The organism is Paenibacillus sp. PK3_47, from assembly GCF_023520895.1.
Lineage (GTDB): Bacteria > Bacillota > Bacilli > Paenibacillales > Paenibacillaceae > Paenibacillus_AQ.
In genome coordinates this window covers 6,424,329-6,446,253 of record NZ_CP026029.1, presented here as the reverse complement: position 1 = coordinate 6,446,253, position 21,925 = coordinate 6,424,329, and the positions used below count along the sequence as shown (strand labels likewise).

Sequence of the window (21,925 nt, the reverse complement as noted above, 5' to 3'; positions counted from 1 at the left end):
AGTTTTCTTCAATAAAATATAACTAAAAAATTCCTGATATTGGATTACTGTGTATTGGGTGTATTTCGTGTATATTTTTATAGCAAGATCAGTGGCTAACTGTACAAATACTTACATCATGGGGAGGGCATCAATGCGCAGGAAATATGCACTAGGATCTGTCATAGCAGCCATGCTGATTTCAATGCTGTTTACAGCGGGGGGACCGGATTATACGGCTGAAGCTGCTTCAGTTACGGCAAACGGGCGGGGGGCAAGTATGCCTTACAGCCGGTATGATACGGAAAATGCTGTACGCGGCGGAGGTGCCGTTATGAAATCTGCCTCTACTTTTAACCAGTCGTTGACGGCTTCAGAGGCTTCGGGGCAGCGTTATATTGAACTGCCTTCCAAAGGGGCTTATGCCCAGTGGACGGTAAAGGCAGGACAGGGCGGAGCAGGTGTAACCATGAGGTTTACGATGCCTGACTCCTCTGACGGTATGGGGCGGAAAGGCTCGCTGGATGTATATGTGAATGGGAAGAAAGCAAAGGCCGTCCCGCTGACCTCTTATTACAGCTGGCAGTATTTCACTGGCGATAAGCCGGGAGATACCCCTAAAGCGGGGCGTCCGCTGTTCCGTTTTGATGAGGTGCATTTTAAATTAGATACGGCCCTCAAGAGCGGCGACACGATACGCATCCAAAAGAACAACGGGGACGGCATTAAATATGGTGTAGACTTTCTGGAGATCGAACCGGTGCCCGCAGTGATCAGCCGTCCGGCAAATTCGGTTTCGGTCACGGATCACGGTGCGGCGGCTAACGACGGGCAAGATGACTTAGCAGCTTTCAAAGCCGCTGTAAATGCGGCAGTGGCAGGCGGGAAAAAGCTGTATATTCCTGCAGGCACATTTAACCTGGGCGGTATGTGGGAAATCGGTTCGGTCGGCAAAATGATCAAAAACCTTACAGTTACCGGCGCGGGAATGTGGCACACCCATCTGCAGTTTACGAATCCTAATCCGTCAGGGGGAGGGATTTCGCTAAGAATCTCCGGCAAGCTGGATTTCAGCAATGTCTATATGAATTCCAATCTCCGCTCCCGGTATGGCCAGAACGCCGTATATAAAGGTTTTATGGACAATTTCGGCAAAAATTCGGTGATCCGCAGCGTTTGGGTGGAGCATTTTGAAGCCGGGATGTGGGTAGGGGATTACGCGCATACGCCGGCGATCTATGCATCCGGTCTTACGGTGGAGAACAGCAGAATCCGCAACAATCTTGCCGACGGTATTAATTTCGCGCAGGGCACAAGCGATTCTACGGTCCGCAACAGTTCGATCCGCAATAACGGTGACGACGGTCTGGCTGTCTGGCCAAGCAGTACGAACGGGGCACGTGCAGGCGTAAAGAACACCTTTTCCTATAACACGATCGAGAATAACTGGCGTGCTGCGGGGATCGCCTTTTTCGGCGGCAGCGGGCATCAAGCGGATCATAACTATATTACCGACACGGTAGGCGGGTCCGGAATCCGGTTAAACACAGTTTTTCCTGGACACCACTTCCAGAACAATACCGGTATTGTCATCTCGGATACAACCATCGTGAACAGCGGAACGAGCAAAGACCTCTATAACGGGGAACGCGGTGCCATTGATCTGGAAGCATCTACGGATGCCATCCGCAACGTGACTTTTAACAACATCGATATTGTGAACACACAGCGTGATGCGATCCAGTTCGGATATGGCGGCGGATTCGAGAATATTGTCTTTAACAACATTGCTATAAAAGGTACAGGCCTGGACGGTATTACCAGTTCCCGGTTCTCCGGTCCGCATAAGGGTGCCGCGGTGTTCACTTACACAGGCAACGGTGCGGCAACCTTCAACAACCTCGTAACCAGCAACATTGCCTATGCCAAGCGGAATTATATCCACAAGGGCTTCCGTCTGACGGTAAAATAATGGAATGAATGAAGCAGCAGCCTCCTGCCCGTTTGGGCGGGGGGCTTTTCCTGTCTTTTTTCTTCAAATTTTAAAAGGCTGATGTGGTAAAATAGGTTAGCAATGATTACGTACGAAATGAGTGAGTGTATGCGGATTGGATTTTTTGACTCCGGAATCGGCGGGATTACCGTGCTGCATCAGGCTCTTCGGATCCTGCCCCATGAGGATTATCTGTTCTATGCGGATACCTTGAACGTTCCTTACGGTGAGAAAGCTAAAGAAGAAGTGAAACAATATATCTTTGATGCGGTTTCATTTATAGCAGAGCAGCAGGTAAAAGCGCTTGTCATTGCCTGCAATACAGCAACCAGTGTCGCCATCCGCGAGCTGCGTGAAAAGTATGATTTTCCGATCCTAGGAATTGAACCGGCTGTCAAACCGGCTGTGCAGAAGTCGGAGATCCACCGCAAGAAGGTGCTTGTTCTGGCCACGAGCCTGACGCTGAATGAAGAGAAGTTTCACCTGCTGGTAAAAAGGCTGGATCAGCATGATATTGTCGAGAGTCTGGCACTGCCGGGACTGGTGGAGTTCGCGGAACGGTTTGATTTTGATGAACACAGGGTTATAAGTTATTTAAAAAGGGCGCTAGCTGTATTTGATTTGACCCAATATGGGACGGTAGTCCTCGGTTGTACGCATTTTCCGTATTTTACGAATACACTAAGAAAGCTTTTGCCTGAAGATGTGGACATCATATCCGGCAGCGCAGGGACAGCAGCGAACCTCAAACGGATCCTGGAAGCCAATCAGCAGATTAACAGCGGCAATGGGGACATCGTATACTTTAAATCCGGAGTAAAGGTAGAAGACCCGGAAACTTTGGAAAATTACAATAAGCTTCTGCTGAAGCTGGATGAAATGTAATACATGAAATAGCCTTGCAGCCTTTTTGTTTGCAGGGCTTTGCTTTTTAATCGGCTATTTTGTTTATTTATAGTACATATCTAAGTATTTCACTTAAAATTTGTAGGATTTAATGTTGATGTGTACACTGAATTGAAGCGCACTATTATTTAATCAGATTTTTATCAAAATTGTCTAAAGGAGATAATATAGCTATGGATAATGCATCCAACATCCTGAAGCGTCTAAAAGAAGAAACGGCACCGCTGCACAAGCAAATTGAAAAGAATGAATACGCGGCTGCGATCATGAATAATAGCCTTACCATGGATAAATATGAAGCGTACCTTATCAAATTCTATGGTTTTGTGAAACCGGTAGAGGCTCGTCTGAGCGGGATTACAGATTCAGCGGAAGGTGTACTTTATGAATCTGCCCGGAATAAAAGCGAATGGCTGGAGCGGGATTTATCCGCGCTTGGATTAAGCGAAGAGACGCTTTCCCGGCTGCCGTTGTGCACGGATTTGCCTGATGTATCTACGCATGCTAAAGCGCTGGGCTGTTTGTATGTATTGGAAGGCTCGACGCTTGGCGGCCAGATGATCATTCGTATGCTAGCCAAGTACCTGCCGGTTGATCCCCATGTGAATGGGAATTATTTCAACAGTTATGGTGATTCGACCCGTGAGCACTGGAAGGCATTCTGCAGTGAGCTGGAGAAGGCGGCAGACAGACCTGAAGCAGAAGAAGAAATGATACAGGCGGCCAAGAATACCTTTCGTCTGCTGGATCGGTGGTTTGTTGAACCTGAAGCGTCTCAGACAACGGATACGAACTAGATATACATAATTATGAAGGAGTGATTGGATGGCTGAAGCAGGCAAACCCAACAACAAAGAGCTGCTGAATCGCACTCTTCTGACAGATGGCGGAGAAATGCTAAATGAACCGCTTGATTTGACCAACTGTGAAAAGGAGCCGATCCATATTCCGGGCAGTATACAGCCGCATGGCGTGCTGCTGGCGGTTTCAACGGACAATTTTACGATCATTCAGAGCAGTATGAATACAGGTGAGCTTCTGGGCATTGCCCATGAAGATATTCTGGGTAAAAGTCTGAAGGAGCTTATTCCGGAGCAGGAATTGGATCATATGGTGAGAATGTACCGCAACCGATCGGTGCCTTCTGCGCTGGACTATATGCAGGTTACCATTCATACCCCTGAAGGGGACAAGCCCTTTTTTGCGATCATGCATGACAGTGATAACACACTCATTCTTGAGCTGGAGCCTGGTAACGACGAAGCCCATACTGCGCAGAACGACTTCGAATGGATACAAAGCTTCTTTAACATGTTGAAGCAGACCAGCAGCCGGGTGGAGGCAAGTCAGGTGACGGCTGATCAGCTGCGGCTCATTCTGGGGTACGACAGGGTAATGGTGTATGAGTTTGACGGGAACTGGAACGGGAAAGTCATTGCCGAAGCGAAAAAAAAGGGATTGGAGCCGTTCCTGGGTCATCACTACCCGGCTTCTGATATCCCCAGACAGGCACGTGAGCTGTATTTGCGCAACTGGCTTCGTCTGATCGTCGATGTAAGCTACCGGCCTGTGCCGATCCTTCCGGTACTGAATCCCCAGACGGGCCAGCCGCTCAATCTGAGCCTGTCCACGCTGCGCAGCGTTTCCCCGCTGCATCTTGAGTATCTTCATAATATGGGTGTGCAGGCCACGATGACCATCTCACTGATTCATGAAGGGAAGCTGTGGGGGCTGATTACATGCCATCATAACTCTGTAAAATATATTCCGCACCGAATCCGCAACCTGTGCAACTTTCTGGGTGTATTTTTCTCCGGTGAGCTGTATCAGCGCCAGCAGCTGGACAACTACCAGGAAGAGATCGAGCTTAAGACCAAGATCAACCGGCTTTCCGGTATTTTTATAGGAAGTACAACGGCTGAAGCTGTAATTAAGCAGCTGATTCAAGAAGAATCGGTATTGCTGGATGTGATGAAATCTTCCGGTGCTGCTGTATGTTATCAGGGAGAGCTGACCCTTTTTGGTGCTGTTCCCGGCGTCAGTGAGGTAGAAGAGCTGGCCAAATGGCTGTCCCGGCAAGCTCAAGACAACATTTATCACACCTCAAGCCTCAGCCAGGAATACAAGCCTGCCAAAACCTACAAGCATCTTGCTTCTGGTGTCATGTATACAGCCTTGTCAACAGAGCATAGTGACTACATCATCTGGTTTCGGCCGGAGGTGGTGCAGATCGTTGATTGGGCAGGCGATCCGGCAAAAGCGGTTATTCAGGAAAATGACAGCTTGCGGCTGTCTCCCCGTAAATCTTTTGAAAAATGGAGACAGGTTGTAGAATCGACCTCATTGCCATGGCGCGAGCTGGAGATCCGGGTCATCCCTGACTTTAACAGTGTTCTGCTCAAACGCACGGAGCAGCAGCTGCTTGAAGCTGAAGAGAAGGCCATGCTTAACCAGCGGATTATTAAAGAAAACGAAAAAAGATACATGCAGCTCATGGACATTTCCTCTGCAGCCTTTTTCACACTGACCGGCAATAAAATCGTCTACTGCAACGACCGGGCGGCAGAACTGTTCCGCGCGGCTGATAACACTGAAATCATCGGCAAAGGGATTGATGAGCTTTTCCGTCATGAGCATGAAGCGGCAAGGCTGCTCTCTGAGCTGGAGCGTCTTGAGTATTCTGCTGAACAGTTGTCTACGGTGAACGAGACGCTTACCGCAGTGGACGGGACAGAGCTGAATGTTGAATTAACGGCCGTACAGGTTCAACTAGATGATGCGGTTTCGTATTGGATCATTGTCAGAGACCGGGCGGAGGCAGAAACCAAGGATGAAGACTTTACAGATATAACGGACCAGCTGCAAACCTATATGAATATGGATCCGCTGACGGATATTCCTAACCGGCAATATTTTGAGAAATCACTGTATCTTGAATGGGAGCAATGCCTGAAGACAGGAGATCCGGTCTGTCTTATGATGCTGGATATCGACAATTTCAAAGTGTACAACACGATGCAGGGTTTTCAAGGAGGAGATCTCATCCTGCAATGGGTTGCCGATGTGCTTGGTGCACTTAGTACGGAGTATAACGCATTTATTGCCCGGTATAGCGGAGGTACGTTTGCCCTGTATTTGACCGGTACACCACAGGACGAAACGGTCGAACTGGCCGACAAAATCCGGCAAGCCGTATCGACTCTGCAAATGCCGGCAGACCTGCTCCCGGACGGCAATCCGCTGACAGTCAGCATCGGGGTCGCTTGTATGATACCCACGCTGCAGCGCAGCCACGCCAAGCTGATCCGCCAGGCGGAAAAAGCATTGGCAAGTGCAAAGCGGGCAGGGAAGAACCGTGTAGTTCAGCTTTAAGACATAATTTAACGGTAAAGACCCGCGTGTGCTGCGGGTTTTTTTGCATTTTAGATAGAGGAGTTTTATTTAATAACCGCCTGTATAAAAGACATACTGCACGCACTGATCCCGTTAGCCTTACTGCACGCATCGATCCCGTCAGCGTGAATGAACACACTGGTTCCTTTATACATACACCGCTTCTTTCCGCCGATACATCATCCGCGCTGGGGAATGATTACTTGGCTTGCTAACGGACTGTAGATCCGTTATTTTGCCCTAGAAGTGTGTTTTGGAAGGCTAACGGACCCTAGGTCCGTTATTTCATCCGAAAGGGCGTAATTTGTCTAACATTTAGCGGAATAAAGGAACTACGGTCCGTTAGCGGTGGAAGCGGGGCGATTTTCGGCAAATAACGGACGCTGTGTCCGTTAGCGTAACTCACACATACGATCCGTTAGCCTGACTGCACGTACCGATCCCGTCAGCGTGAATGGACACACTGGTCCCGTTATACACACACTTTTCCTTTCCGCCGATACATCATCCGCGCTGGGGAATGATTACTTGGCTTGCTAACGGACTGTAGATCCGTTATTTTGCCCTAGAAGTGTGTTTTGGAAGGCTAACGGACCCTAGGTCCGTTATTTCATCCGAAAGGGCGTAATTTGTCTAACATTTAGCGGAATAAAGGAACTACGGTCCGTTAGCGGTGGAAGCGGGGCGATTTTCGGCAAATAACGGACGCTGTGTCCGTTAGCGTAACTCACACCTACGATCTGTTAGCCTGACTTTGTAAAATAATAAAAATATACGAGGGAGGCGGCCGAGGTGATTATCGGGCATGCTAAAGTTAAGAATACCAGCAAATTTGGGGATCAGCAGATGTAAGCTTATATAAAGAGATCAATGAGATCAACCAGTGATTGAACGATTAATAGCTTAATCGAACGGATTACGGATAAATGGATTAATTAATCAGATCCGGGAAATCCGGTTAAGAATTTGAACGCGCCGGATTTGGTCATATAATTTAGCCAATTCACAAAGCCTGGGTACAATATGTAATACAACAATTCAGAGATTCAGAACAACAATCTAAAACAAAAATTACTTAGAAAAATAAAACAAATCACAATAAAACTAAAATCAAGAAGAACTAAGAAAATAAAGAACCGTAAAAAACAATTTATGGAGAATAAAACAATTAAGCCAATTTGACTGTAAAACAGCTTAGATTAAGCCGGTCCGGTTTATTTACTTACTACTTCTTCACAAAACCCGTATTTTGTACATATGTATATAAGTTGGTTTGGGGCCTTTTCGGCAATATTAGCTGCAACGTGTCGGCGACAAGAACATAAAGATATTAGTCCCAATGCCGATCCCCTCTTTAAGTTTTAGTATTAAAAATACAACCTCACATTCATTTTTTTCTATATTATAGTTTTCCTGAATGAAGAAAAAGGTTTCCTTCTGATACCTGGGTAAGGTACAAGGAAACCTTTCGTACATCCGTTATCACCGGGTTTCGCGGTGCAAAGTCATTCGCTTCAGGCGTGGTGAATATTTTTTCATTTCTAGACGTTCCGGATGGTTTCTCTTGTTTTTGGTAGTGGTATAGTTGCGGTCGCCTGTTTCTGTACAAGCTAATGTAACAACAACTCTCACGCGTCTCAGCTCCTTTTAGTTAATGGAAACGGCTGCAGCATCTCACATTTTCTTGTGAGATGCTCTTGTGAATAGCTTTCGCTTTTCTGCCATTTCCTCCTTGAATGTTACCTCTTATTGAGAAGCGTTATTCCGTTCTTTATGCGCATTCAAACGCTGGTTAAACTTATCAACGCGTCCGCCAGTTTCAGTATGCTTCTGTCTACCAGTATAAAATGGGTGTGAGGCTGAGCTTGAATCTACACGGATTACCGGATAAGTTTGCCCATCCTCCCACTCCATTGTTTCAGAAGAGCTTCTGGTTGAAGCGCTAAGGAATGAAAAACCGACGCTTGCATCTAAAAAAATTACCTTCTCGTACTTGGGATGGATGCCTTGTCTCATAACAATCACTCACTTTCTTTATATTCAACCTTATTAGTAATGTTTACGAATAAACCACTATTTAAGAATACGTGTATTTATCTGATTTGTCAAACTCCACACTGCTATTCATACAGCGGTTAGTCATCCGGTTGTATAAGAGGCTGGTCCCTCCACTTTTTATGTTCAATCGATCTCTTCCATCTCACCCTCAAGCTCCATAAACCGGTTCTGTAGCTGCTCCAGCTCTTCCTCCGATGCAGTCCAATAGCCGCGCTGATGGCATTCAAGCAGAGTCTCAAGCAAATGATGATATGACCAGCTGTTGTTGTTTTCCAGTTGTCTGCTCCGTTCTTCATCGGCAACATAGGTCTCATGCAGAGATGAAAACATCCAGGACTCCACCTTGTTCGTTGTAGCAGCTAGTCCTAACATATTTTCAAAGCGCTGTGCAATCTTTTGGGTACCATGGTAAGAATGCTCTAGCAGTCCATCAATCCATTTAGGGTTCAACAGACGTGTCTGCAATCCTCTTTGAATAGATTTGGCGACTTCTTCTGTCATTACTTTTTCACCGGTTGTATCCGAAATGAAAATTTCTGGGCGGGTGCCCTTGGCGAGCTCTACCGACTTGGACAAACCGCCAAAATATTCATAATAGTGATCCAGATCAGTAACTTCATGCTCGTGATTGCTGCGCACCTGTGAAACGATATCAACTGCAGTCAGATTTGTCTCAAAAAGGTTGCTAATATTGCGGCCCCGGTATTTACCACTGTAGACATATTTCAAGCTCTCACTAAAGCTTTTTCCAAGCTCTGATTCCTCAGACCAGCTTTTAGTTTCAATCAGCTTGTTAACCCTTGTCCCATATTCGCCTTCAGGAGGACCAAACACGCGGGCACAGGCAAGATCCCACGCGTCCTCTTTATCAAAGCCTTTTTCCTGAAGATGCTGGTACAGGTTCTGGGTATGCTTCTTAAATCTATTGTCTTCCTCAGCCTCATCCATTCCTGCAACCAGGGAGAATAAGTAATTTAGCGTTTCAACCAAGTTAGGGAACATATCCCGGAAAAAACCGCAAATATTGACTACAACGTTCAGCCGGGGTCTGCCAAGCTCGTGTAAAGGAATTATTTTATACTCAGGCTGGTTGAACCTATTCCGGCCTGATATACGGATGCCAAGATAACTCAGTATTTGACCAAATGTTTCTCCTTGTGTTCTGGAGGTTTCCAGCCCCCACATAACAACAGCGGTTGTGACAGGATACTGTCCGTACTGCTTATAATAGAGATCTATTGTATTATCAGCCAGATCAGCCCCTCTGCGGACAGCTGTATCGCTCGGAACCGAACGGGGGTCGAATTGCACCAGGTTATATCCGGAGGGTAAAATATCGGGGTGACGCACAACATCACCTGCCAGCTTGACTGGAATGTATTTACCGTCTAACCCGCGTATAAGCTGCTCAAGCTCAAAGTTTTGAAGTGATGCCTCATAGACTTGTCGCCCGAATTCCCATGTATGCACCCAATCTTCCTTACATTTTAATCCCGCAGGTGGAGGAGGGATTTGCCCAGAATGGATAAATTCAGCTATATATTCAGCAACTTCTGTATCCAGCTGTATTAACTTCTCGATGCGCCCCATTTTAAGCAACGCATCATAATTCCAGCCGTGTCCTTCTGCAGCCAAATGAGCAAGGGAGCGTGCTTCCTGGCGATCATGCCTGAGTACAAACTTTAAATGATCGGCAGCGCCTTGAGTACTATATCCTTCTCCCAGCACATGAAGTCCTTTGGGAATCAGAGAACGCCGCATGCGATATAGCTCACCTTCTACACGATCTAGGTCCTGTCCATCTAAATGCAGCTCGGCGGCACACTGGCGGATCTGTTCTGCGATATCGGGGCATTGATTAGGACTAAGGCGTTCGGCCTGCCGGTGACTGTGAAGCAGCTCATCCAATCGCAGAAACTCCCCGTATAATTCGCCATCTACAAACGGAGGAGATTGATAACTGACCAGCACCGCATGGCTTCTGCGTTTGGCGATCATGGCTTCCGACGGGTTTCCGAGATAGTAATAGTAAAAGTGGGGAATATCCGCGATCAGTTCATCAGGCAGGCAGTCTCCTGACATCCCAGCCTCCTTACCTTCCATAAATTCCAAAGTGCCATGCGTGCCAACATGCAGAAAAGCATCGGCCTGGAATTGTTCTCGTAAGTATTCATAAAATGCTAAATATTGATGCGGAGGCAACAACGATTTGTCATGGTAAGATTTTTCCTGATCTTCATGTATACCCCGGGAAGGTTGCAACCCAATAAAGATATTTCCGTTGATAAATCCGGGAATCAGAAAGTCATCGTCCCACGACATAATTTCTCCAGGAGCTTTACCCCATTGTTTAAGCATTTTTGCAGCCCGTTCCGTATTCACGGTGCCATGGTAAAGCTGGCTTGGAAAACGCAGCATTGCAGAAGATGTCAGATCGCTTGACCACATAGCAGAGTTTATCAAACCTCCTCCCAGCATGGTGTCGCGAAGCTCTTCAGCGGTCATCTCTTCAACATCATATCCTTGCTTTTTGAGTGCGGTTAATATCCGGGAGATGGACTGGAATGTATCCAGAAAAGAACCGCCAAACAAATTGCCCTCTCCAGGCGGATAGTTGTAACCAATAATGGCCAACTTTTTTTCTTGGGTTTTTTTGGTTTGCAGGGTGAGCCAACGTACAATACGGCTTGTTAACCGGCCTGCTCTATCTTCAATCAGCTGCAGCTCCTTCCAGGAAACCCCGAGATTGTCATCGACGCCTCCCATTCCCAGTGCCGCGATCGGGAGCATGTCAATAGAACCATCAAGCTCTGGCAGCATCATTTGAACCATAAATTCCGAAGGGGATAAGCCCTCCAGAGCATTTTCCCAATCGGTACGATCCTTCCTTGTTAAAAAGAACGGATGAAGTAAGGGCGCTTGGAGTTCCTCAAGCAGCCGGATTACCGCTGACGAATCTCCCCCTACCGGTCCTGCCCCGAGCCGGAAAGGAATGAAATTGACTATTAGATTAACTTTGCCGCCGCTGGCTCCTCCATGAATAAGCAGCTTTCGAAGCCGGTTTACATCGACACCCGTGATGGAGGAAAAAGCAATTTGAAGTACGTTTGCATGCTGCTTTAATCTGGTGGCAATGTCAATTACAATATGATGCGTGTCCATAGGATAGGAGGATTCCATGAACAGCATGGCTATAGTAGGTTTGGAAGCATCACCCCCGTTTGCTTTCCAGTATGCTAATTCATCATCATATCCTTTAGAATTGGCAACATCATAAAGATTTACACCATGTAAAAGTGCCGGCTCTGCTGGAACAGGCCACACGTTATTACCATCTCCATATTCTTGCATTACAAAGTATAGTAAGTTTCGGATGTTCTCTTTCTTAGAACCCTGCCAATAGTTTCGTATCCGCTGCAAAGCCTCATAATCCCGCTGCTTCTTGTCCGTGAGCTGCATGGCCCCCCTCTGTAAATCCGCAGCTTTTAACGTCCCTAGTGAAATCAAACTGCGAATCTGTTCTACATTTCCGCCTACCGCAACCTGATGTGCCTGTAAGCTTGAACAGACTGCAAGCAATTGCTGAATCGCACCCACTGACATGCCATGGGGATCGTGAATAATAAAATCTGCCTGTTGGATGGCTTTCGATATGATCATAGAAACATGATCTGTTACTCTTTGCTCCATAGGAAATACAGAAAGATCAAGTTCCTGTTTCTGCTGGTCTGAAAGTTCGCTATATACTTCTGACAAGTCGCGGACAACCGCCTGTGAGGCGGTGAATAAAACCAGCTTCATATTAACAGCTCCTTACTTGGTATTTATTTAATCATCTGTCTTACCGCAGCAACAACTGCCTTTTCATCGAGCTCTTCCAGCTTGTAATAAGCTGCGCCCATTGCATTGGCCAGCTTTGCAGCGTATCCTAAACGAATGTATCCCTGCTCTGTATCAAGAACAAGTGCATGTATGCCTGATTCCCGGAAAGCTCTTCCTGTCCTTAGGCACTCATCCATAATCTGCTGAACGGATTGTCCAGTCTTCACCCCTTCATTGGCCTTACCATCCGTTATAACAATCATAACGGGTATCAGTTCTTTATCCTTGCGTCTGGCTGCATCAAGAACCTCCCAGCCGCGCATAATTCCAAGTGTTAGAGGCGTTTTTCCTCCTGTAGGCAGCACGCTGAGCTGTTGAGCAGCTAGATCAACACTCCGGGTTAGCTGAAGTACCACATCCGCCTTTCCCCTGCGGAAGGCTACCATTCCGATCCGGTCTCGCTTTTGATAAGCATCCAGGAGCATGGATAAAATCGCTCCCTTAACTGCCTCCATCCGCTTTCGTGCAGCCATAGAGCCGCTTGCATCTACGACAAACTGCATCGTGGTTCCGGTGCGATTGTCTCTTACCTTTTGACGAAGGTCACCGGATTCAATGACTACTGACATCCCGTTGTTTTTCCGGATATGTTGATAAGGAGCTGCCGCACGGAGTGTTGCATCCAACGCGAGGTCTGTGATTTTTCCCTTAGGGGTTATAAACCTTACATATCTGCCTTGTTTTGTTCCGGAGCGTGTTAAATTACGTTTTCCCGGTCCGCTTCTCACTAGCTTTTTTTTCTCGCGGAATTCTATAGCACGCGCAGCAAAAGTTCTTCCTATGGATTGTACCGATTCCGGCAGCAGGGTTTCAGCGTTTCGCTTAGCAGACGGCCCTTTTTTAGAATTCTGCAAGGCTGAGCTGTTATCTACCGTACCAGAATCGGCCTCGCTGGCTTCTGACGATTCATTTGCGGATACGGACTGTTGTTTCGGTTCTCCACTCGCTTCCCTATCATCCCGACTTTCATTAGACTGAGGTTCTTCACGGTTCCTGTCCTGCTCCCTTTGTTTACTGCTCTCGGAGAAGGTCTTCATGCGATGCGGCAGTACCCATTCTGCGGCCTGTCTTATATCCTCATTCCTTATTTCTGTCCGGTCAGCCCAAGCTGCCAAAGCTCGTGCACACTGAATAAGATAATACTCGGCACGATGCCCTTCACAACCAGCCTCTTCAGCCACATATGAAGCCAGTTCAAAAATTTGTACTGTAGGCTGAACCTTTGATAAAAGCAGCTGGGCTGTCCGGATACGCTGTCGAAGCTGCTCCGTTTGCTCACTGAACGAAGCTGCAAACCGCCGTGGGTCCTGTTCATAGGCCAATTGCCGGCGGATGATTTCTTTTCGTTCCGAAAGACCGTTCTCATTGTCTACACCTATATAGAGTCCAAACCAGTCAAGGCAGCCTTCCTGGAGCTTGCCTTCCTCAGGATTCATTGAAGCCAAAAGGCGAAAACGGGTGGGGAGAAGAAACGAAACTCCTTCTCGTTCTATATACAAACGGCCAGTTTTGGCGCTTTCAATAATGGAATGTATTAACATGGAAGGAAGAAGATTAATGTTATCAGCATGAAGAAGGTTTTCGTTCGCCTTTACAAGCAATCCTTTCTGCAGTCGTTTGCTGCCTGAAATAGTCATCTTGCTTATATCAATGGCACCTAGTAAACGATCTTCGGTTATGCCTAGCGGAACCTCAACCAACCGCTGATCGGGCATCAACTCTGCCAGGCCGCGAATCAGCGCTGTTTTTGCAGTACCGCTAGTTCCGGACACGAGCACCCCCCCGAGTCCCGGATGAACAGCATGCATGAGGAGCGCAGTTTTAGCAGAATCCTTTCCCACAATCGCTGCAAAGGGGTACACCGGTCGCTTCATAGGCTTGCTAACCCAAGGCTATGAAGAACACTGTGAATTTTGTCTGTACTGTCTTCCAATTCCCCAAAGGGAATACGTTTGAGCCGATGCGGCATTGCAAGCATTGCGGCATAATAAAGATCACTGAGTTCAACCTTGTCGTTATTGTTATAAGCCGCAAGAGTGACAGCTGTCTTGATCATTGTAATATCTGAACGATGGCCGTCCACTTGAAGGGCTAAAGCAATTTCTGCTGCCTTCTGAATAATGTCATCTGAAACTTCCAGCTTGGGCAATCGTTCTCTGGCCTGCCTGATTTGCCGGGTCAATGAATCCTGTTCCAACCTGAAGCGCTGAATGAATTGATAAGGGTCTGCCTCATAATCCATACGTCTTCGAACCACTTCAACCCTTTGGGAGATCTCCTTCTCACCCTTAACTTCGACTGAAAGAGCAAACCGGTCCAGCAGTTGAGGACGAAGATCTCCTTCTTCGGGATTCATCGTGCCGATCAGAATAAACCGCGCAGCATGTGAATGCGAGATGCCTTCACGCTCCACCGTGTTTATACCGGATGCAGCCGCATCCAGCAACACGTCCACAATATGATCGTCCAGTAAATTGATTTCATCGACATAAAGAATCTGCTTGTCAGCCTGGGCGAGCAGACCTGGTTCAAACCTCTTTTCCCCCGATTGAATGGCATGCTGAATATCAAGCGTTCCTACAACACGGTCTTCTGTCGCACTGACCGGTAAATTAACGACTTTCATATCCTCCAATAAGCCGGCTACTGCCCGGACCGCTGTTGATTTAGCGGTTCCCTTTTCCCCCCGAATTAGCACCCCGCCAAGTCGTGGATTAATCATGTTAAGCAGCAGGGCAGTCTTCATGGATTCCTGACCCATAATTGCCGAGAAAGGGTATTCATGTTCCAAAGCTGTCATCCTTATCCGTCCTTTATATTATTTTAATGGTTTATACCTGCCTTTAACCCAGCAAACCGGATTTCCTGTTTCTTCATCTTTGTTAATCACGGCCTTGACACCAAACACTTCTTTCATTAAATCAGTCGTCATTACGCTTTCCGGCCGCCCCTGGGCATAAATCTTTCCTTCTTTCATAACAATGACTTCATCCGAGAACTGGCAAGCATGATTCATATCATGCAGTACCATAATAATCGTCATTCCATACTGCTTGTTCAAGTTCCGCGAAAGCTCCAAGACCTCCATCTGATGGCTGACATCCAGATACGTAGTAGGCTCATCCAGCAGCATAAACTTCGGCTGTTGTGCAAGAGACATGGCAATCCATGCCCGCTGTCTTTCCCCTCCGCTTAAAGACGTAACATTCCGATCAGCCAATCGTTCTAGCGAGGTTGCTTGCAGCGCCCATTCAATAATCTTTTCGTCCTCTGGGAGAGCCTGCTTCATGATCGAGTGATGTGGCGTCCTCCCATAACGGACAAGACTTCTCACTTTTAAGTCAACAGGTTCCTGTGATTGTGCCAGGTATGAAAGATACTGGGCAACCTCTTTGGGAGACATTCGATTCATCGCTTTACCCTTTAGCCATAGATCTCCCCAGACAGGCTTCAGCTGTCTTGCCAATGCTTTCAGCAATGTACTTTTACCACAGCCATTCGGACCAATGATGCTGTATACCTTTCCTTCTTCAAACGTCTGCGAGAGCTGGTCCACAATCATTCTTCCACCTGAATATTTAAGAGACAGATTCTGTACCTTTAATGCATTCATGCCGCTTTCCTCCTCAACAAATACAGAAAGAACGGAGCGCCAAGTGCACCCATAATAATGCCTACGGGGAGCTCAGTTGGAGCCCATACGATACGGGCAATGGTATCACAAAATGTAATTACAGCAGCCCCAAGCAGTGCAGAAGCAGGGACCAGGAACCGGTAATCGGTACCTATTACAAGACGTGCTGCATGTGGGACAATTAGTCCGACAAAGCCTAACAAGCCTGCTACACTGACCGAACTTGCCGCAAGCAGCGTGGCAACGGCAGTCATTCCCAATCTTAACCACTCCACACGAACTCCCAAATTACGGGCTGCCGAGTCCCCGAGCATAAGCAGGTTCATCTTCTTGGCCCCAAACCCAGCTAACAGAATTCCAATTAACGCATAAGGTCCAATTATTTGAACATGCGGCCAGCTTTTGGCCGCCAACCCGCCGACCATAAATACAAGTGCGCTTTGTACACGGTCACTGTAAAAGATCATTAGACCCGATATGCCTGAGCCGAGAAAAGCGGAAACTGCCACGCCAGCAAGTACAATCCTTACAGGCTGGACCCCATCCTTCCAGGCTAAAACATAAATAATAGCGGCGGCTGCAGATGCCCCGACAAAAGCTACAGGCGTCAATAAGTATTCAAATTGAGGCAGCACAATCATTACAAAGATGCCAAAAAGGCCAGCACCGCTGGATACACCGATAATGTGCGGATCGGCTAAAGGGTTGCGCATTACCCCCTGCAGCAAAGATCCTGAAACTGCAAGTCCTGCACCTACAAACACTCCGACAATGACTCTGGGAATTCGTATATTCCATACTATATTGCGGAGCGGACCTTCAAAGTCCGGATCAAACACATATCGGATCAGGTCCTGTAAAGGAACCTTTACAGCCCCGACAGAGATGCCAAAAATGATAGCCCCCAATGCCGTAACGGCAAAGAGGGCAATCATTACAAGCGCATAGGCAGGTTTATCCCGGAGATTAACTTCGCCTGATTGAATATGTTTATTTTCCATGAGCAGATTTGCCTGAAGTTTCGGAAGCTTCTTCCTGTACAGGTGTTCCAAAAATATCAGGGTAAACATATTGGGCCAAATAAGTTAATGATTTATCATAATTCAAGCCCGGGTTGGTCAAAAATAAAGAAGAAGGAACAATGATTACATGCTTTTCTTTCACTGCTGTCAGCGAGCTCCAAGCTGGGTTGCTTTCCATGTCTGTTTTGATTTTTTTCTGACCGGCAGCTCTGCTGCCGTGAATGATCAGGAATATGTAGTCAGGATCCTGCTCAACAAGCTTTTCCAAACTGTATGGAACCGTCGTCGGGCTCTTTGCATCTGCTTCCATCTGCTCGGCAATGTTAACCATATTCAAGCTCTTGGCAATATCCAGACCAATGGTTCCTGTGCGCTGGATAGAAACAGACCCTGGTGTTACATTCAGGTTGGCAAAGGTCAGTTGCTTCTCGGGGATTTTATCTTTAATCTCTCCTACTCGTTGATCCAAAGCGGCTGCTGCCTGTTTGGCTGCTTCTTCTTTGCCTGCAATGGTACCGAGCAATTTCAATGTCGTTGATATTTGGTCATAGGAAGAAACCTGCATTAGAGCAAGGGGAATACCGCTGCTCTCCAATGTTTGTGCCAAATCTCTATGGAATCTTGGCTGGCCGATAACGAGATCTGGGGCAAGCGCCACTAATTTTTCAGTGCTGACTTCAGATACCTGTCCCACGCTTTCAGCCTGTTCCGCGCCTGCCGGAATATCAATGTCTGTTGCATCAGCTCTTCCAACTACCGTTCCCCCAATGGCATACAGCATGTTCAAGATTTCAGGCGACATGACTACAATCCGCTGCGGCTGGCTTTTAAGGGTGACTGTACGCTCCTCGCTATCTGTAAAAGTCAGAAATTCACTCTTCACCTCTGGTGCAGGAGTAACTTCAGGAGTCTGTAGAGGATCGCTGGAGGCAGTGGTCTGAGAGGCAGCGGATTGATTATTGCCCTGGTTAACTCCGCAACCTGTTAATGCAAACATGCCGGCAATCATTAAAGCAACTATGGATTTAACTCTTATATTCATAAAAATCCCCCTTGTCATCTAAGATGCAATATTACCAGCTTGTCTTTTTAGTTCTTTTACTACTTTTGACTTTTTGGCCATTGTAGTTCCGCCTTTTTTAATTATTTTTTTACTTTCTCAGCATTAATTTCAGCCTTGTTTTTCTGCTGAACACATTCTTCACAATAACCGTAAGCTTCAAATTTGTGAGAAATCACTTCAAATGCTTTTGGGGGCTGAATTCCCATATCAATCGGACAGAACTCAAGAGGATATGTTTTGTGGCATTCCAAGCAAATGAAGTGATGATGGTGGTGGTCGGGACCACATTTTAATTTGTAGCGGAGGCCTTCTTTGAAATCAAATTCTTCAATTAACCCAATATCCACCATAACTCTAAGGTTCCGATAAACTGTATCATAGCTGACTCCTGGGATATCTTTAGCAATATAAGAATGGATTTGGCGGGGAAGCACAAACCCCTTCGTAGATGAGAACACTTCTGCAATAAGTTTTCGCTGAAAAGTTACTCGAAGCCCCTTCTCCTCCATCGCTTCAACTAGTTCTAACCATTTGCTGCCCATTTACCGTCTCCTTTTAGCTTAAGACCGGAACCTCGACTTGTTACATCTTACATTCCCTCCGCTTTCCTATTAAGGTGTTCACGATTGTTGCATAGTCATGTTCGCCAGTTTCTGTACAAGCAAGTGTATTGATTTATTTCAAATATCCACCCCTCTCTAATCGTAATTATTACGATTAAATTATTTTACAACTTAGCTATTTATGTGTCAACCTCAACGCCCTAATTGGAATAACTGAGCACTTTTCTCCAAGAGCAAGCAAAAGGAACGATTGTGCCCAATATAAAAAGACGACAGGTCATAGCGGTTACGTGAGGGTTCATAGGTCACCAAAAGACGATGTCTCATGTACTGCATGGCTATTTTCACAAATTGATCTGCTTCACTCGATGCAATAAGCGTCAAGTACCCATAGAGTGAATGATCCTGCGGTTCATCCAAAATACTTACTCCAGCACAAGAGAATTCCGTTTGAATGTTCATGCGCCTCAAGAGTGTAAGAGTCCCGAGCAATTCTATATCAATTTCAATATTGTCCACATATGCCGTTTGTTTTGGCCGCTGCTTTTGTTTAGAGCGCTGTAGCCAAGCAGTCAACTCTTTCTCTCTGCGTCGCCATTGCTGTTCTGAGTGATTACTGATTATCTTTTCTTCTGTATTGTTAATCTTCATTTCAATCCTCCAAATATTATTGAATAGGAGCACCCATTTCTTAGCGCACGGTCCATAAAGATAAAACGGCTTAGTCCGACGAATGCCTAGACCAAGCCGCTTTAATTTAAGCTAGTTTCCTCCCTCAGTCCAATAGTTGTACGTCAGCCGTTCACTAAAAAGCGGGTAGCGGATCATTTAGCTTATTCCAGTCCTGCTTCATCTCTGCTTCGGTCAGAAGGGTTTGATCTAATGAAGTGACAATTCCGTTTTGATCCATGTCCACTCCAATGAACACAAGCTTGGTTACACGATCCCCCCACTTCGCATCCCAATCCGGCGATTTCAATGTATCCTCATGAATACCAAATGCCTGCTTCTCCTCTTCGGATAAAGCAGCTGTCCACAGACCCGCTCTGGAAAGCTGTTTAGAACTTCCTGCTTGACTGAGCGAGATCGCATTGCGGTCGCGGGTGGCAATCCACATAATTCCTTTGGCTCGCACAACCTCTCCTGGCCATTTTGCAATCCATTTCAATAAGCGTTCTGGATGAAATGGGATTTTTCTTTTATACACAAACGAATAAATACCATACTCTTCTGTTTCTGGGACATGTTCTTCCTTCATTAGTTCCTTGACCCAACCGGCAGAGTGGCTTGCCTGCTCAAAATCAAATCTTTTTGTATTCAAAATTTCATTCACATCTACATTCCCCTGAACAGATTTAATGATTTTGGCAGTCGGCTGTATGCCTGTAAGTACAGCTTCTAGATGAGCAAGTTCTTCTGATGACACCAGATCACATTTATTAATAACAAGAACATCACAAAACTCTACTTGTTCGATTAAAAGATTAACGATTCTGCGTCGATCTCCTTCCACTGCCTGTTGTCCGCGGTCCTGAAGTGTTTCTTTAGAGTTGTAATCCTTCAGAAACTCGGGGGCATTAACTACAGTAACCATGGTATCCAATCTGGTTAAACGGGTGAGATCAATTCCGTTTTCCTCATCTACATAACTGAATGTTTGCGCTACTGGAACAGGTTCGCCAATACCGGTTGATTCAATCAATATGTAATCAAATTTCTTTTCCAATGCCAGCTTCTCCACATCGGTCAACAAATCCTCACGAAGCGTACAGCATATACACCCATTGGACAGCTCTACCAGTTTTTCTTCAGTTCGGGACAAACCTCCCCCATCTCTAACCAGTTCAGCATCAATATTAACTTCGCTCATATCATTCACAATAACAGCAACCTTTAAGCCCTTTCTGTTGTTCAATACATGATTAAGTACGGTGGTTTTACCGGATCCAAGATAACCGCATAGTACAGTGACAGGGATTTTATCTTGTGCCATATGTACGCCTCTTTTCTGCTTTTTTAATTGTATTCCTGCGCCGGTAACTTAAATGGATCTTCGTTACTATCCACGGATTCATCCTCTTGGACCAGACAGGCATCTAGATCGTGTATGATTTGCTCTTTGTTCATGTTTTTTCCTATAAAGACGAGCTCAATCATGCGATCACCAAATCGAGGATCCCAAATCTCTTTCAGTCCTTCTCTAACTTTAAATAACTGTGTAATCTCCACCGGATTGAGGGAAGCAATCCAGTAGCCTGCGGGAATGATGTCCATCGCCCGTCCTGATTGAGAAATCTTGAACACCGTTTCAGCTTGCGTGATCAGCCACATTACCCCTTTACACCTTGTTACTTCCCGCGGCCAACGATCGAGCCATTGATCAAAACGCAAAGGATGAAAGGGCTCTCTTCTGCAGTAAACAAACGACTGAATGCCAAGCTGGTCTGCTTCATTCTCTACAAATTCACTTAGATCTTCTGTATCCAGAAAGTCTTGAATGCCACTGCTTTCATCAAACAATCCGGTGTTCAGGACATCTTTTACAATGACACGACTAAAGGAAGTTTCAATAAACTTAGCTCGCGGCTGGATTTTCCTAACAAACGATGACAAATATTCTTTTTCAGCTTGAGCTAACAAATCAACTTTATTGAAGACCAGTACATCACAAAATTCAATTTGATTGATGATCAATTGGTTGCTGTCTACATATTCATCGTTATACATGCCATCTTCGGAGGTGAACTGCCCTAAAATCCTGTATCCATCTACAACCGTAACATTAGTATCCAAACGTGAGACTGTATTAAGTGGTACTCCTTCTTGAGTGACTCCGTTAATGATGGTATTCGCTATTAACTGCGGTAGTGCAACGCCTGAAGCTTCAACAATAATCAAATCCACTTCACCTGATGCAGCTAAATAATACACAGACTCGATTAATTCCCTTTTTAAATCTGAACTGATGCTGCCGGAGGACATGACCACTAGACGGTCCTTGTCCGTAAAGAACTCGCTTTTCTCAATAGTCTTCGCATCCACGTTGACTTCAGCCAAATCATTAACGATCAGTCCGATACGCAAATGTTCTTTACACAGTAAAAGATGCAGGAGCATTGTAGTCTTTCCAGATCCTAAATATCCGGATATTACTGTGATAGGTACACGACTCATTTATGATCCGCCCTTCTCCAAAATCCATTTCAAAGCAGTAACAATTGTTACTGTCTGATTGTTTTAATCGTAAATATTACTAATAACTTTTAACAGTCATCTTACTTCCCTGTTAATTTTTTGTCAATATCGGATCTTATTTTCATATAAGTTACTGCAGTATAGTTACGATTTAAAAGTGCTAAATTTGATGGTCTAAACATTAAAGGAGATTAAACAATAGCAAATAGAAAAGATCGTGCACGGCGTCAATACATT

Annotated in this window: 16 protein-coding genes; 4 read left to right on the top strand and 12 right to left on the bottom strand. The window is 45.9% G+C overall.

The window, feature by feature from the left end; genetic code table 11:
• Positions 1-133 precede the first annotated feature (133 nt).
• The 4 genes from C2I18_RS27920 to C2I18_RS27905 all read left to right on the top strand — a co-directional run bounded on the left by C2I18_RS27920 (position 134) and on the right by C2I18_RS27905 (position 6,250).
• Positions 134-1,951, top strand: coding sequence for a right-handed parallel beta-helix repeat-containing protein (locus C2I18_RS27920; RefSeq protein ID WP_249898951.1), 1,818 nt, complete (start codon positions 134-136; stop codon positions 1,949-1,951).
• Between the two features lie 129 nt (positions 1,952-2,080).
• Complete coding sequence (gene murI / locus C2I18_RS27915; protein WP_249902274.1) at positions 2,081-2,857, top strand: glutamate racemase; 777 nt, start codon at positions 2,081-2,083, stop codon at positions 2,855-2,857.
• A gap of 194 nt (positions 2,858-3,051) precedes the next feature.
• Complete coding sequence (locus tag C2I18_RS27910) at positions 3,052-3,675, top strand: biliverdin-producing heme oxygenase (protein WP_249898950.1); 624 nt, start codon at positions 3,052-3,054, stop codon at positions 3,673-3,675.
• 28 nt (positions 3,676-3,703) lie between these two features.
• Positions 3,704-6,250, top strand: coding sequence for a sensor domain-containing diguanylate cyclase (locus tag C2I18_RS27905; RefSeq protein ID WP_249898949.1), 2,547 nt, complete (start codon positions 3,704-3,706; stop codon positions 6,248-6,250).
• Positions 6,251-7,753: 1,503 nt separating this feature from the next.
• Here C2I18_RS27905 and rpmG read toward each other — a convergent pair.
• The 12 genes from rpmG to C2I18_RS27845 all read right to left on the bottom strand — a co-directional run bounded on the left by rpmG (position 7,754) and on the right by C2I18_RS27845 (position 21,667).
• On the bottom strand, positions 7,754-7,903 hold the full coding sequence (gene rpmG, locus C2I18_RS27900; protein ID WP_249898948.1) for a 50S ribosomal protein L33: 150 nt from the start codon (positions 7,901-7,903) through the stop codon (positions 7,754-7,756).
• Positions 7,904-8,017: 114 nt separating this feature from the next.
• Positions 8,018-8,287 carry a type B 50S ribosomal protein L31 gene (locus tag C2I18_RS27895; RefSeq protein WP_249898947.1) on the bottom strand — a complete coding sequence of 90 codons (270 nt, stop codon included), beginning with the start codon at positions 8,285-8,287 and terminating at the stop codon, positions 8,018-8,020.
• A 165-nt stretch (positions 8,288-8,452) separates the two neighbouring features.
• Positions 8,453-12,130, bottom strand: coding sequence for a cobaltochelatase subunit CobN (locus C2I18_RS27890; protein ID WP_249898946.1), 3,678 nt, complete (start codon positions 12,128-12,130; stop codon positions 8,453-8,455).
• A gap of 23 nt (positions 12,131-12,153) precedes the next feature.
• The gene (locus C2I18_RS27885) at positions 12,154-14,085 is read right to left on the bottom strand and encodes a VWA domain-containing protein (RefSeq protein WP_249898945.1); all 1,932 of its coding nucleotides are present in this window, start codon (positions 14,083-14,085) and stop codon (positions 12,154-12,156) included.
• Entirely contained in the window at positions 14,082-15,011 is a 930-nt protein-coding gene (locus tag C2I18_RS27880) for a magnesium chelatase ATPase subunit I (RefSeq protein ID WP_249898944.1), read from the bottom strand. Before C2I18_RS27880 ends, C2I18_RS27885 begins: the two co-directional genes overlap by 4 nt.
• Positions 15,012-15,029: 18 nt before the next feature.
• Positions 15,030-15,824 carry an ABC transporter ATP-binding protein gene (locus C2I18_RS27875; RefSeq protein WP_249898943.1) on the bottom strand — a complete coding sequence of 265 codons (795 nt, stop codon included), beginning with the start codon at positions 15,822-15,824 and terminating at the stop codon, positions 15,030-15,032.
• Entirely contained in the window at positions 15,821-16,846 is a 1,026-nt protein-coding gene (locus C2I18_RS27870) for a FecCD family ABC transporter permease (RefSeq protein WP_249898942.1), read from the bottom strand. Before C2I18_RS27870 ends, C2I18_RS27875 begins: the two co-directional genes overlap by 4 nt.
• Positions 16,836-17,909 carry an ABC transporter substrate-binding protein gene (locus tag C2I18_RS27865; protein WP_249898941.1) on the bottom strand — a complete coding sequence of 358 codons (1,074 nt, stop codon included), beginning with the start codon at positions 17,907-17,909 and terminating at the stop codon, positions 16,836-16,838. The genes C2I18_RS27870 and C2I18_RS27865 overlap by 11 nt, the downstream gene beginning before the upstream one ends.
• A 101-nt stretch (positions 17,910-18,010) precedes the next feature.
• Complete coding sequence (locus tag C2I18_RS27860) at positions 18,011-18,472, bottom strand: Fur family transcriptional regulator (protein ID WP_249898940.1); 462 nt, start codon at positions 18,470-18,472, stop codon at positions 18,011-18,013.
• Between the two features lie 213 nt (positions 18,473-18,685).
• Positions 18,686-19,144 carry a hypothetical protein gene (locus C2I18_RS27855; RefSeq protein ID WP_249898939.1) on the bottom strand — a complete coding sequence of 153 codons (459 nt, stop codon included), beginning with the start codon at positions 19,142-19,144 and terminating at the stop codon, positions 18,686-18,688.
• A 154-nt stretch (positions 19,145-19,298) separates the two neighbouring features.
• Positions 19,299-20,486: a GTP-binding protein gene (locus tag C2I18_RS27850; protein WP_249898938.1), complete on the bottom strand. Its 1,188-nt coding sequence runs from the start codon at positions 20,484-20,486 to the stop codon at positions 19,299-19,301.
• A 23-nt stretch (positions 20,487-20,509) separates the two neighbouring features.
• Positions 20,510-21,667 (bottom strand): CobW family GTP-binding protein, encoded by a 1,158-nt coding sequence (locus tag C2I18_RS27845; RefSeq protein WP_249898937.1) that lies wholly within the window; start codon positions 21,665-21,667, stop codon positions 20,510-20,512.
• Positions 21,668-21,925: the final 258 nt, after the last annotated feature.